Source organism: Brevibacillus sp. HB1.4B (assembly GCF_013284285.1).
Classification (GTDB): domain Bacteria; phylum Bacillota; class Bacilli; order Brevibacillales; family Brevibacillaceae; genus Brevibacillus; species Brevibacillus porteri.
Genome location: NZ_JABSUT010000001.1, coordinates 102,782 through 117,166, shown reverse-complemented (window position 1 = coordinate 117,166; position 14,385 = coordinate 102,782). Strand labels below are relative to the sequence as shown.

Sequence of the window (14,385 nt, the reverse complement as noted above, 5' to 3'; positions counted from 1 at the left end):
TTTACCGTTTTATATTAAAAGACTCTTTCCATCTCGTTAATTCATCAAAAAAGTAACTTGCCAAGTCTATTGAAATATCATTTACCTTTTTGTATTTCTCTAACATAGTAAAAATCCTATATACTTCAACTACTTCCTCAATATTCGGATCATCATATCTCACAAGATCATACTTATTTTCATTGTAAATAGTAAAATCAAACTCAAAATTAATCATGTGGTCGTTTTTCAATTTTCCTATTGACCACTCTTGAAGTGCAGTTAAAAAAGTGGGATTTAATTCTTCAATATTTGTTTTGATTTCCTCATAAATAAACAAATGAATTATTTTTATTGTATCCTTTCTTTGTTTTTCTTCTAATTGTTGCTGCTTCATCTTTTCTTCGTCTCTGTTTCTCTTCTCATCCTTTAACTGTTCCAAAGCAATCTCTGTCTGCTTTCTTGCAATCAACAGAGCCACGAACGCTCCAACTATACCCCCTGCATAATTACCAAAAAAGCCAATCCAAACACTATCCACCTGTATCGCTAATGGGTTGGGAATTGCAACCAAAACATTAATAATTATGGGTACCAAGAGGACTACAACCCAATACTTTAGTTTAATGCCTAACATCATTACCCTCCGATAAAAACGATATTTATTAAGTTATTTCTTCTCTTTTGTCTTTCGCTCCAGTTCGCATTTTTCACAATGAATATGAGAAAAAATGAAGTACTTGCACCACCATCTATCTGCTTTCATTTTCCACCTTCCTTTCTCATAAAATCGCTGTTTTATGATGTTTTATAAATCCAAATACCATGAGGATTTATGAACGTATCGATAATGAAATAAACTACAAACAGAAAAATTAGAATATGAATGACACTGACCCAAGTGGTTATTGTACTCTGTCCTTTGACCTTAGTACGATGTAGAACAATGAAAGTAGTTGCAGCCAACACGACTGAGACGATTGGGATTACTAAAGTACTTAACAATATTACAGATCCAAAGGGTTTAATTAGGTAGCAATATAATAACAACGCATAGTAATTAACAATTGAAACTAGTGAGACTAAAAGCCTCATAACTAGAGGACTGAATTTCCTTACTATTTGATATCCCACTCTTTCAATCAAATTTACCTTTTCATTTGGTATAACTACTCATTAACAATCTCAAGTTGCACATTTTCTTGTGAACATACTTCTTTTATTCGCTCAAGCCATGTCACATGACAGCGTACTGGCTCATTAGCTTTAATAGCGGTCTCTGACAAATCTAATGTGCCTTCAAATATTTTGTCTGTGATAGACTTGGGACAATTAACAAACTCATAGACACCTGTTCCAAGCTTCTTAATTATGACTTTCGCTACACATCACGTCCCAATCAAATCTTGTTTTTAATCGGATTAAGTTTTCCAGCTTGAAAAATACTCTTTTGTCTTCTTCTTTCTTCTATTGTGTGGAAACATTAGTTGTTCTCTTGTAAACACACCAACACCAATAATTGAAATGAACTCAATACTATAAACACTATCTTCTCGAAAGAAAATGTATCCCCACTGCTTGAAATATTGTGACTCTGGATCTTTTACTTCAGCGAGTCTCCCAATTAAATCAGCACGTTTCTTTTGTTCTTCTGCCTTTTCAATAACTCGCTTCCTAATTGCTTCATAATCCTTTTTAGGCTTTTCTGGCTCTGGCTCAAATGGCAGGAGGCTTAAACTTGACTCTTTTATATTTGTTGCGTATTTCCTACCATTTTTCTCATAAGAAATAGTATATGTAAACTCCGAGTACTTACTGTATTGTTTATCAATGGTTGCCTCAAGACCGCCTTTAGTGAACACCTTCTGACCTTCTGTAAATAATGGTTCACTTTTTTCAATTGGCCTTGTGCTAGGCTCTAACCCATCCCAATCCCAACTAATTGGCAATGAAATCATCCTCTCTCCGATCAGATGTCAGTTGCATGTTGATCAAATCACCGTTTTATCTTGAAATCACATCTAGTACTCTTTGATGATAGTCTGGCTTCTCCTCTAAAGCATCAAAAATGACATGTTCGTCATAAAATTGGCTCATTTTCCTATAGTCGTAACCTACATTGTCTGTCCATGAAACTAAGAAAATCTTGTTAATGTCTCTCCTTGTGTATAAATCCTCCATTACCTTTTCAAAGCTGCTGCCCTTTATAGTTGAATCAAACGGATACAATATTGCGTAATCATACTTCCTTTTTGTTGTCTTCCAAGAACTTGGATTTATTGAGTCGATGAACAATTGATGATTACCAAACTTATAAGCTGTCCCAGTTTTGAATTGTTTATTTGTATTAAAAATAGCATCTAGATTTTTCATTGAATTCGCCCTGAATAAGACTGTAGATGGCTTCTCCACATTTGTTTTTATAGCCTTTAGAATCAGTGGATGTTTTTCATACTGATGAGTACCTGTTAACAGTAATGCCTTCTTACTGGATGCTAAGAAATCTACAATTTTCTCATAAGCATTAGAACGATTATTCATTTTAACCTCCTCATAACAATCATCTTTTATTGCGAAATCCCCGCTTCCAATTATACCAAATATTTCTTTATCATTCGACATTGCTCTGAGACTGTCTGTGGGCGTTTATAGGCCGTGTTGTGAGCTTAGTTGTAGTTTTTTTATGTCTAAGGACTTAAGCGTTAATATGGGCATTGTGGAGGATTTCAACCAATACAAAAGGACACTCGCCTTGTTGGGCTAATGTCCTTTTGTATTGGTTCAATAATCACTAATCATCTAAATGAGCAAGTGGACTGTGCTTTTGATACTTCTTCCCGATTTCTTCATCTGAAAAATCTAGGTAACATTTCTGTGTTACCTCAACTGAAGAGTGACCAAGTATCCTACTTAAGCTTACCCAGTCTCCTCCATTAAGAAGATAGTATTTAGCAAAGTTATTTCTTAATAGATGAGGATGCACATGAAAACCAATGCGTTGGCTCGTTTGGCGTAAGGCATACTCAAAATTTCTGATCTCTAACCTTGTACCTCTGCTGGTTGGGAAAATGTAAACCGAATCAACATATCGGTCTTTATATTGCAACTATCTTTTTAACTCATTCCCCATTGATGGTGAAAAATACACATAGCGTTCCTTCTTATTCTTTGGATTGGTAACGAGTATTGAGCGATATGGAATATTTAAGTGCTCTGGAAGTATGGCTAAACATTCACCACCCCTCATTCCTGTGTCATATAGCAACTTAGTTATCGTCGCGTTACGGTATTCGTGGAAACGGGTGGTATCAAACGCCTTAAACAGTTTCTTGAGTTCGTCGGGTGTTAGAGTTTGTTTAATTTTTCTATCTGCTTTTATTCGTTCAATAGTTTCCATTGGATTCTTATTTATCTCGCGTTCTACCGTGTGGAGATAATTAAAGAACACCTTTATGTTACGAACATAATTAGCAATTGTGGTTGTAGATACGGGCTTCTGATAATCTGTCCGATTATCAGGATAGTTGATTTGCTTTGTGGATTCCCTAACAGCTACCGTATACTTGCCGCGTTCCCGAATGAATTTAATATAGTGTCTGATATGACCTGATTGAATTCGTCCTACCTCATCTATCCCGTGTTCTTGCTGCATATATTGTGCAAACAATTTTAAAGTCTGCTCGTAACTCCCCATGGTCTTTTTTGCTAAATTCTTTGAAGAGCAGTACAGCATAAAACTGTCAATTTGGAAATCCAGTCCTGTCATAAAAACACCCCGTTCATGGTTTTTTGAACCAATAAACAGGGAAAATTAGTTGGTCATACTCTCGGTAACTAATCGCCTCTAAAAAGAAGTTTATAGCAAAAACCGAGAGTATCCGATATTAATCCATGTGCCCAAACCCCTTGCTACGACTACACCCTAGCTAATCTTCGCCTCAATCCGCAGCTTGTCCGCCACCATGGCAATGAACTCACTGTTGGTCGGCTTCGCCTTGGTGTTGGAAATCGTATAACCAAACAAGCTGGAAATGGAGTCCAAATTACCACGGGACCACGCTACTTCTATCGCATGGCGGATCGCACGTTCTACGCGACTAGCGGTTGTATTGAATTTTTTGGCAATGTCCGGGTACAGGACTTTGGTAATCGAACCGAGCAGCTCGACATCGTTGTATACCATTGTAATCGCTTCCCGCAAATACAAATAACCTTTGATATGAGCAGGAACTCCAATCTCATGAATGTTGCTGGTGATGCTCGCGTCCAAATTTCGTCCGCGGATTTGCAGGGTAGCTTGTGGTTTCACAGAAGAAACAAAAGAAGAGGCAGGTTTGGTTGTAATGATTTGACGGATGCGCTGTGCCAGCACCTCCATATCAAACGGTTTCAAAATGTAGTATGCTGCTCCCAGCTCTACTGCTTTCTTCGTAATTTCTTCCTGCCCGAAAGCAGTCAACATGATAATTTTAGGTTGAGGACTTAAGCGCATGGCCTGAATTTGCTCCAAAACAGCCAAGCCATCCAGATGTGGCATGATGATATCCAAAATTAATACATCGGGTACACGTTCCTGCAGCAGTCGAACTACCTCATTGCCGTTGTAAGCAACACCTACAACATTCATGTCATACTGGCTACTGATGTACTCTTCCAACAGATTTACAAATTCACGGTTATCATCTGCCAACAACACTTCAATCTTGCTCAAGGTCGTTCCTCCTAACAATGGACGGTCTTTTGGAAAGAAGGTGGCGTTCTAGGGGTAACAAATCTAAAAGGATTAGTCCATACCATCTTTTCTCTACAAAAATTATTCGACAAAGCAAATTCCATTCCTGCCAATGACGAAAGATTGAATGATTTAACTGATATTTCGACAAAGAATCCATTCATTTCCAAGCGATTCGTCAAAGGACTGCAAAAATCGAAAAAGCCGCCTCGCTTCGTTCGCGTGACGGCACTTCATTCAGGCAGCTTTGGTTGTATGGGTTCGAGACTCGGCAGTACCTCGCACATTCACACCAGCATCCTGAAGCATCCACTCAATGTAGCAGCCGTATCCCGAAGTAGGATCATTGACAAACACGTGCGTGACGGCACCGACGATCTTGCCTTTTTGAATGATGGGACTGCCGCTCATCCCCTGTACGATGCCACCTGTCTTTTCCAAAAGGCGTTTGTCCGTGACTTTAATAATCATCCCTTTGGTTGCAGGAAAATGCTGCTTGACCACGTTTGCGATCTCAATATCGAACTCTTCGACCTTTTGGCCTTCCACGACAGTAAGAATTTTGGCTGGCCCTTCCTCTACCTGCTCAGCAAGAGCGATTGGTAACGGCTCCTGGTAATAGCTGCGTTTGGGCTCGTCCTTCATTTTGCCGAAAATGCCAAAAGGGGTGTTTTTGGTTATATTTCCGAGAACTTCACTTTCATTGTAGAAACGCGCAAATTTCTCCCCTGGGTTGCCACTTTGTCCTTTTTCAATCGATGTGACACTTGCTTGCACGATCTGGCCATCTCCTACGACAATGGCTTGACCAGTATCAACGTCGGAAATGACGTGCCCTAATGCCCCGTACGCTTTGGAATTCGGATCATAAAAGGTCAGTGTCCCTACTCCTGCCGCTGAATCCCGAATATAGAGACCCATACGGTATTCACTGTCTTTTTTGTCTTTTGCCGGGTGCAAAGTGAGCGAAAGCTTTTCCTTGCCACGAACGACAAGCAATTGAACGGAATGATTCTTTTTCCCCGTTTCGTTAATCAATTTCTTTACGTCGTTCATGTCATTGATGTACATGTCGTTCATTTTGATAATCATGTCACCGACGTGTATACCTGCCTGTTCACCTGGAGAAAACTTGTTTTTACCATTGTCAACTAAATGATGACCGACAACCAAAACACCCGCTGTTTGCAGCTTCACCCCGATTGACTGTCCACCAGGGTACAACCGCAGATCTGGCAATACATTTACTTTTACAGCAGTCAGCGGAATGTTATGCCACTTCACCTGCAATTGGGCTTCCCCAGCCCTACGCGGTTCAACGGACATAGGCCTGCTCAAATCAACGGATACCTCACGCGCCTCTGTCCCGTTAACGTGCAAAATATCAGGATTGCTATTGATTAGCGTGCCCATTACCGGCACAGAGACCCGCAGTTGCTCGAGGGACCCTTCCATCAAACGCAATTCACGGGGAAAGGAGGACAGATCGCGGAACGGGGTGGAACTCACGACAAGCGCCGTGATGAGGAGAAGGAGACTTCCCATCCATTTTCTTTTGTTTTGTCGGATCACCAGTAATCACTCCTACCGTTCCCTACCTACACCTACAAAACAAAACGGTCAGGTCCGTTTTGATTGACCGCAAGCGGTCATGAGGGACACCTCCACCTTGTGTACCTTTAATGTTGCCACCAGCCAAGCGGATTATGTCAGGAAAATAACCCACTCTGAACATTAGAAAACCAAGCTTCACCAAGCCCTTGGGAGGGCATTGCTGCACTCTTATCAACGAAAAAAAGACTGCCAACTAAAATTAGCTGACAGTCTTTCGTTCACGACCGAGGAGGATCATCTCGCGTGCATGTTCTTCTGTTTTCGCTGTTACCTCTGCCCCGCTTAGCATGCGAGCCAGCTCCGTTACCCGTTCATCATCAGACAAACGATGCACCCGCGTCTCCGTTTCATTCTCGCTCATTTCCTTTTTGATCAGAAAATGCGCGTCTGCCATGGATGCGACCTGGGGTAGGTGCGTAATGCACAGGACTTGGCGCTGCCCAGCGACTCGGGCGAGTTTTTCTGCTATCGCTTGAGCGGCTCTTCCGCTTACACCCGTGTCGACTTCATCAAAAATAAGGGTCTCCACTTGATCCGTACCCGCCAAAATCGTTTTGATGGCCAGCATGACACGAGACAGCTCCCCGCCGGAAGCAATCTTCGCCAAGGGACGCAATGGCTCACCCGGGTTAGGTGAGATTAAAAACTCGATCTGATCCATTCCGTTCGCATCTACGAAGCGCTTGATTCCGTCGATTTCTACCCCGTCATCATCCGGCGTCTGTCTGACGTCGATGGCAAAACGAGCCCGCTCCATGTGCAGTTCTTTTAGCTGCTGCTCGATTTCTTGTGCGAGTTTTCCTGCACATTCGGAACGAATAACCGACAACTCCAATGCCTCCACCGCCAAATCGGCTGCAAACTCCTGTAATTGCTTTTCCACCTGCTGGAGGCGGTCTTCGTAGTGATGCATGTCATCCAATTCATCCTGAATCGTGGCAGCGTACTCCAAAATATCGTCTACACTTTTGCCATACTTGCGTTTTAACGACTGGATTTGATCAAGACGGCGTTCTACTTCTGCCAGCTGCTCCGGTTCAAAATCCATTTGGTACGACAATTGACGAAGGTTATGTACCACATCTTCTATCTGGTAGTATGCCGATTGGACCATCTCCAAAATCGGAACGAGCTGTTCTTCGTAGTTCACACCACGCTCAAGCTCTCCCATCGCATGCCCTAACCAATCCATGCCTTTTTGGTCACCATGCAATGCGCGGTATGCATCTTGAATCGTTGAATAAACTTTTTCAATGTTCATCCACTTTTTCCGCTGCTGCATGAGCTTCTCGTCTTCACCAGGCGTGAGAGTTGCCGCCTCAATTTCATCCAGCTGATATTGCAATAGATCGATGCGCTGTACCAGCTCCCGATCATTACGCGCCATACGCTCCAGATCTTGCTTTGTTTTACGGTAGGCAGCATACAGCGTACCGTACTCTTGCTTCGCAGATCCCAAAGCGCCCTCCCCATATGCATCGAGCCAATTGATATGCTTGTCTGACTGCATCAGCATATGCGTATCGTGTTGTCCATGCACCGTAACCAGCCATGGCCCTAACTCACGCAGCATAGCGAGAGTTACGAGCTGGCCATTAATTCGGATGATACTCTTCCCTTGATTCGATATATCTCGGCGTACTACGAGCATTCCGTCTTGCTCAATCTGGACTCCGACATTCTTACAAACGTCAAGTCCAGGGTGACCAGGCGGCAATTCAAATAGCCCTTCCACTTCTGCACGCGGCTCACCGTATCGGACAAAATCAGCCGAAGCCCGGCCTCCTAACAACAGTCCTAGCGCATCGATAATGATGGATTTACCGGCACCAGTCTCACCTGTGAGGATGTTTAAGCCTTTTTGGAAAGAGACTGTCACTGATTTGATGATGGCAAAATTTCGGATCGAGAGTTCCACTAGCATCGCAAGCGACCACCTTCTACAACATTTCCATTAAGCGTTTCGTCACTTCATTGGTATTTTCTTTGGAACGGCAAATAATCAGGATGGTGTTGTCGCCACTGATTGTCCCCATGATTTCTTCCCACGGAAGGTTGTCAATCAGTTCAGCTACCGCATTCGCATGTCCCGAAAGTGTCTTCAGTACAATAAAATGATCAGCTTGGTCAATGCTAATAAAGGAATCCACAAGCATGCGTTTCAGCTTTTGCAGTGGATTGAATTTTTGTTCAGCAGGCATTGAATACTTATATCGTCCATCAGGGAGCGGCACTTTTACCAAGTGTAGTTCCTTGATGTCTCGGGATACAGTCGCTTGCGTTACGTTAAAGCCAGCAATCCGCAAGCGGTCCACCAGATCATCCTGTGTTTCCACCTCTTGATTGCTGATGATATCCCGAATTCGAATATGTCGTTGCCCTTTGTTCATATGGATTACTCCCATTCCCCTTGTAATTTCGTTCGTATTGCTTCGAAAAAGCCACCTTTTTTCCACTTAATCAGCGGGGTAACACACGGTGACTTTTTAATGTAAATCTGATCGCCGCCCTCGAGTCGATATCCAAACTGCCCGTCTATGGACAGTCCCATCTCTTGATGAATGGCATCTACTTCGACCCGGATCGTTTGATTGCCTGACAGTACCATTGGCCGGGCCGTCAAGGAATGAGGAGCCACTGGCGTCAGTAATAGCATGTCCACATTGGGCGCCACTATAGGGCCGCCTGCAGAGAGTGAGTATGCCGTTGATCCTGTTGGCGTAGAGACAATGACACCATCTCCGCTGAACGTCGCGACGTACTCATCATCCAGAAAGACCGCACATTGAATGATTCGGCAAAATGACCCTTTGGCAATGCCTATATCATTCATTGCCGTGTATGTCCCCAGCGTGGTTCCTTTTCGCACCAAACAAGCTTCCAGCATCGCTCTCTTTTCAATGTCGTACTTTCCAGAAAGGAGATTGTCTACAGCCTGAGGCAGATGCTCCGGTTCCGCTTCCGACAAAAAGCCTAACGTGCCTAAATTAATTCCAAATATTGGGATCGAGTGACCAGCAAGCTGGCGAGCAATTCTGAGTAGCGTGCCATCGCCCCCTAATACACAAACCAAATCCGCCTGCTTCCCCATCTCTTCTACAGATGCGCCCAGCTCTGGATGCCCTACATCTGATGCGACATGTTCATCCAGGAATACGTGCGCCCCTCTGTCTTCAAGTAAATACAGCAGTTCCCGTGCAACGATACGTGCTTCAGGTTTTCCTTTGTTCGCTATGATTCCAATTTTCTTCACGTGGTCCACCCCAAAACTGGTTGGTTGGAAATCCTTCTTGAACAACCTCATATTCAAGTATACAACTTCACATGCATAAATAAAAAGCCTCGATTGTGACAAAACTCCCGAGGCTTTGGTTTTTTATCCTATTTCAAATTCGCATGTGCAGAGGCAACTACCTCTGTTACGCATTGCAACCATGCTTCCGAATCCATGCCGCCCTCACTTTTCTGGACATGCATAACAAATTCAATGTTTCCTTCTCCCCCTGTAATTGGAGAGTAGTCCAAGCCCTTTAGCGCGAAACCCAATCCACTGGCAAATTGACCGATGTCAGTCAGTACGCTCTCGTGTACTTCTGGATCACGGACGATTCCATTCTTTCCGACTCTATCCTTGCCGGCTTCAAATTGAGGCTTAACCAGTGCAACGACGTCACCACCATCGAGCAGAAAACGGTACAACACCGGCAAAATCAATCGCAATGAAATAAAGGATACGTCAATCGATGCCGCGTTTGGACGTTCATGTTCAAAAGCTTCCGGGTCCATATGACGGAAATTTGTCCGTTCCATGACGACCACTCGTTCATCCTGTCGCAAGGTCCACGCGAGCTGTCCGTACCCGACATCAATAGCGTATACAAGTCGCGCACCGTTTTGCAGCGCACAGTCCGTAAATCCACCCGTAGAGGCCCCGATGTCCATCATGACACGATCCTTCATGTCGATCTCAAAGACACGCAATGCCTTTTCCAACTTGAGGCCACCCCGACTCACATACGGGTGTACCTCGCCCTTCACCGTAATCGCAACATCCTCGGCAAATTTGGTTCCCGGCTTGTCACAGCGCTCGCCAGCTACTTGCACAAGGCCTGCCATTACGGCTGCTTTTGCTTTTTCTCTGGTCTCATAATGGCCTCTCTCGACCAAGAGAACATCAACCCGTTCTTTTCTTACACTCATGCTTCCACTACGCCCTTCGAAATTGGCATCAAGGATCGGACACGAGCAGCGATATTATCAGCTGTGAGCCCTACCTCTTGCCGCTGTTCTTTCACACTTCCATGCTCAACAAAATAATCAGGTACCGCGACAACCTGTACATTCATGCCGTGATAGCCTGCACGATTGTAGCATTCTATGACAGCGCTGCCGAATCCGCCCATTTCACAGCCCTCTTCGACCGTAATGATATCGTAGCCTTCCTTCGCCAGACGGTACAAAAGCTCTTCGTCCAGAGGCTTGCAAAAACGTGCATTGACCAGCATCGGTTTGATTCCTTCTTCTTGAAGCTGATTGACAGCCGCCTCAGCAATTTCAAATACGTGACCGAACGAGAGGATCGCCACGTGTTTGCCTTCTCGTACAATCTCCGCTTTTCCGATTGGCAGCACTTGCAGATCATCATCCATTTTGACGCCACGAATCGGCAATCGCGGATAACGATAAGAGATCGGACCGTCTTTATATTCCACTGCTGTCTTCATCATGTGACGCAGCTCATTTTCATCCTTCGGTGCCATAATGACCATATTTGGAATGATGCGCATGAATGCCACATCGTACATCCCTTGGTGCGTCTCCCCGTCTGCTCCGACGAGCCCAGCACGGTCAACAGCGAAAATCACGTTGAGTTTTTGGCGCGCGACATCGTGGACCAGCTGATCATAGGCTCTTTGCAAAAAGGTCGAATAAATCGCAAAGACCGGCTTCAAGCCTTGTGTCGCTAATCCTGCCGCAAATGTACATGCGTGCTGCTCTGCAATCCCAACGTCAAACAGTCTGTCAGGGTACTTCTGTCCAAATGGGATCAAGCCTGAACCCGCTGGCATCGCAGGGGTAACAGCTACGATCGAATTGTCTTCATCTGCGAGCTTCATCATCGTTTCCGCAAAAACAGACGTATACGTTGGTGCAGATTTCGGTGTATCACCTGACTCGATTTTATACGTACCGATACCATGCCACTTGACTGAGTCGGCTTCAGCTGGCGCATAGCCTAGTCCTTTTTTCGTGATGGCATGAATCAAAACAGGGCCTTTTGTATGCTTGGCTGTCTTTAATGTATCGAGCAACAGCTCCATGTTATGTCCGTCGATTGGGCCAATATACGTAAAGCCGAGCTCTTCGAAGAGAACGCCAGATACGAGCAAGTACTTCATGCTGTCCTTGAAGCGTTCAGCCATGTGAGCCAATTTGCCCCCTACAGCCGGAATGGATTTCAACAATCCTTCGACTTCATCCTTCGCCCATTGATAGTTCTCCGTCGAGCGAATTTTCCCCAAGTAGTTATGCAAGGCCCCAACGTTTGGCGCGATGGACATTTCGTTATCATTTAACACAACGATGACATTCTTACGCTCATGACCGATGTGGTTCAAGGCCTCCAGAGCCATACCACCTGTCAGCGCACCGTCACCGATGACTGCAATGACATGATTCTTTTCCTTTTTCAAGTCCCGCGCAGTCGCCATCCCCATTGCGGCAGACAAAGACGTACTGCTATGTCCGGTTTCCCAGACGTCATGCGGGCTTTCTACCATTTTTGGGAACCCACACAGACCTTTATACTGACGCAAGGTCGGAAACATCTCCCGGCGTCCTGTCAGCATTTTATGTACGTATGCTTGATGTCCGACATCCCAGATCAGCTTGTCCTTAGGACTGTCAAAAACATAGTGCAGCGCTAGCGTCAGCTCGACGACTCCCAGATTCGGCGCGAGATGACCACCTGTTTTCGATAGCGTCTCGATTAGAAACTGACGGATCTCGGATGCCAATGTATGTAGCTGCGGTTGCGTGCACTTTTTCAAGTCTTGAGGATCATTTATAGTAGTAAGCAGCATTGGTATTCCTCACTTTCCACTGTTCGTTCTCCGGCGATTGTGCATGCTGCATATCAATCAAGCCACTAGAAAACCCGGCTTTCCTTATTGCTATAGCCGATTTCGCTTATTTTCAGCTTGATTCATTATAACGGTTTCTTAATAAAAACACCACTTTTCATCAACATATACGAATATGAAGGCGATACCTTGCATTTTCTGGTAAGATGATTTTGAATACATACTCCGAACAAAAGAGGTGGACGTCCGTGAAGTTCTCACAAATTCAGTATGAGCGCATGGATATGGACAAAGTTGAAGGACAATTCACGCAATTATTGGAAGCGTTTCAACATGCTGCAAGCTTCCCTGAGCAAGATACGATCATGGCTCAATTGAACAAACTGCGACAAGAAGTGGAATCTGCGCGGAATGTCGCACAAATCCGCCACACGATCAATACAGAAGATCCTTACTACAAAGCAGAGCAGGACTATTGGGATGAAGCAACTCCTTTGTATACCGGAATCGTTTCCCGCTACTATCAGGCAATCGTCGATTCTCCCTTCCGCGCTGACTTGGAAGAAAAATGGGGAGCACAGCTGTTTCGCATCGCTGAGAGCACACTCCGTACATTTTCGCCAGAAGTTATCACTGATTTGCAGGAAGAAAATCGTTTGGCTAGTCAATATGTCGCTCTGAAAGCTTCTGCCAAAATCATGTTTGAAGGAGAAGAGCGAAACCTTTCAGAGATGATTCCTTTTACAATCGCGAAGGATAGAGACATGCGCAAACGCGCTAATGAAGCGAAGTATGATTATATGCGGCAAAATACGGACGAATTTGATCGCATTTACGATCAGCTCGTCAAGGTACGCACACGCATCGCCAAAAAACTCGGCTTCAATAGCTTTGTGGAGCTAGGCTATGCACGTATGAACCGTTCTGATTACAACGCAGAAATGGTAGCCAGTTTCCGCCAACAAGTGCTTGCGCACATCGTTCCAGTAGCATCAAAGCTCGTTGAACGTCAGCGCCAGCGCATTGGTGTCGATACACTTGAGTATTACGATCTTTCCTTTGATTTCGCTACAGGGAATCCGAGCCCGAAAGGCCCGCCGGAATGGATTGTGGAAAACGGGAAAAAGATGTATGCCGAGTTGTCACCTGAAACCGACGAATTTTACAACTTCATGCTGGACAATGACTGTTTAGATCTATTGAGCAAAAAAGGAAAGGCTACTGGCGGCTACTGTGAATACATCAGCCAATACAGGCTCCCCTTTATTTTCGCCAATTTTAATGGTACATCCGGTGATATTGATGTACTTACGCACGAGGCAGGACATGCGTTTCAGGTGTATGTAAGCCGAGATTTTGAGGTCCCTGAATATCATTTCCCAACCTACGAGGCGTGTGAAATACATTCAATGAGCATGGAGTTTTTGACCTGGCCATGGATGGAGCATTTTTTCAAAGAAGATACCGATAAATACAAATTCTCTCATCTGAGTAGTGGACTCCAGTTCATTCCGTACGGCGTGTCTGTTGATGAGTTCCAGCATGTTGTCTACGAGCACCCAGATATGACCCCAGCAGAGCGCAAACAGGCTTGGCGTGAAATTGAGCGCAAGTACCTCCCGCATCGCAATTACGCACAGAATGAGTATCTGGAGGATGGCGGGTTCTGGCAGCAACAAACGCATATTTTTCAAAGTCCCTTCTATTACATCGACTACACACTGGCCCAGATTTGCGCGTTCCAATTTTGGAAACGATCTCAATCTGAGCCAAAACAAGCTTGGGAGGATTATTTGACGCTTTGCCGCGAAGGCGGAAGTAAATCGTTCCTCGAGCTGGTACAAGTGGCGAAGCTCTATTCTCCATTTGAGGACGACTGCATTCCATCGGTGATTGGCGAGATTGAACAATTCTTAAATAGTATTGACGATAAAAGCTTGTAATCGGTAGGTATACAAAAAAGCTGGCAGTTCCCGT

General features: G+C 44.5%; 11 protein-coding genes and 1 pseudogene. 1 reads left to right on the top strand and 11 read right to left on the bottom strand.

The window, feature by feature from the left end; genetic code table 11:
• Position 1: 1 nt before the first annotated feature.
• From HP398_RS00630 to dxs, 11 genes and pseudogenes are all read right to left on the bottom strand, one after another.
• Positions 2–616 carry a hypothetical protein gene (locus HP398_RS00630; RefSeq protein ID WP_173621559.1) on the bottom strand — a complete coding sequence of 205 codons (615 nt, stop codon included), beginning with the start codon at positions 614–616 and terminating at the stop codon, positions 2–4.
• A gap of 784 nt (positions 617–1,400) precedes the next feature.
• Positions 1,401–1,928: a hypothetical protein gene (locus HP398_RS00625; RefSeq protein ID WP_173621558.1), complete on the bottom strand. Its 528-nt coding sequence runs from the start codon at positions 1,926–1,928 to the stop codon at positions 1,401–1,403.
• A 55-nt stretch (positions 1,929–1,983) separates the two neighbouring features.
• Positions 1,984–2,520 (bottom strand): hypothetical protein, encoded by a 537-nt coding sequence (locus HP398_RS00620; protein WP_173621557.1) that lies wholly within the window; start codon positions 2,518–2,520, stop codon positions 1,984–1,986.
• A 250-nt stretch (positions 2,521–2,770) separates the two neighbouring features.
• A pseudogene (locus tag HP398_RS00615) lies at positions 2,771–3,745 on the bottom strand (tyrosine-type recombinase/integrase).
• 156 nt (positions 3,746–3,901) lie between these two features.
• Positions 3,902–4,690, bottom strand: a complete 789-nt coding sequence (gene spo0A, locus HP398_RS00610) for a sporulation transcription factor Spo0A (RefSeq protein WP_173621556.1) — start codon at positions 4,688–4,690, stop codon at positions 3,902–3,904.
• Positions 4,691–4,948: 258 nt separating this feature from the next.
• Positions 4,949–6,283 carry a SpoIVB peptidase gene (spoIVB, locus tag HP398_RS00605; RefSeq protein ID WP_017248019.1) on the bottom strand — a complete coding sequence of 445 codons (1,335 nt, stop codon included), beginning with the start codon at positions 6,281–6,283 and terminating at the stop codon, positions 4,949–4,951.
• Between the two features lie 241 nt (positions 6,284–6,524).
• The gene (gene recN, locus HP398_RS00600) at positions 6,525–8,249 is read right to left on the bottom strand and encodes a DNA repair protein RecN (RefSeq protein ID WP_173621555.1); all 1,725 of its coding nucleotides are present in this window, start codon (positions 8,247–8,249) and stop codon (positions 6,525–6,527) included.
• A gap of 16 nt (positions 8,250–8,265) precedes the next feature.
• Entirely contained in the window at positions 8,266–8,715 is a 450-nt protein-coding gene (ahrC, locus tag HP398_RS00595; protein WP_017248017.1) for a transcriptional regulator AhrC/ArgR, read from the bottom strand.
• Positions 8,716–8,720: 5 nt separating this feature from the next.
• Complete coding sequence (locus HP398_RS00590) at positions 8,721–9,578, bottom strand: NAD(+)/NADH kinase (RefSeq protein ID WP_069844630.1); 858 nt, start codon at positions 9,576–9,578, stop codon at positions 8,721–8,723.
• A 128-nt stretch (positions 9,579–9,706) separates the two neighbouring features.
• Positions 9,707–10,525, bottom strand: coding sequence for a TlyA family RNA methyltransferase (locus HP398_RS00585; RefSeq protein WP_017248015.1), 819 nt, complete (start codon positions 10,523–10,525; stop codon positions 9,707–9,709).
• Positions 10,522–12,408: a 1-deoxy-D-xylulose-5-phosphate synthase gene (dxs, locus tag HP398_RS00580; protein WP_017248014.1), complete on the bottom strand. Its 1,887-nt coding sequence runs from the start codon at positions 12,406–12,408 to the stop codon at positions 10,522–10,524. Before dxs ends, HP398_RS00585 begins: the two co-directional genes overlap by 4 nt.
• Positions 12,409–12,656: 248 nt before the next feature.
• Between dxs and HP398_RS00575 the strand changes: the two genes are divergently transcribed.
• Positions 12,657–14,351, top strand: a complete 1,695-nt coding sequence (locus tag HP398_RS00575; RefSeq protein ID WP_173621554.1) for a M3 family oligoendopeptidase — start codon at positions 12,657–12,659, stop codon at positions 14,349–14,351.
• Positions 14,352–14,385 lie beyond the last annotated feature (34 nt).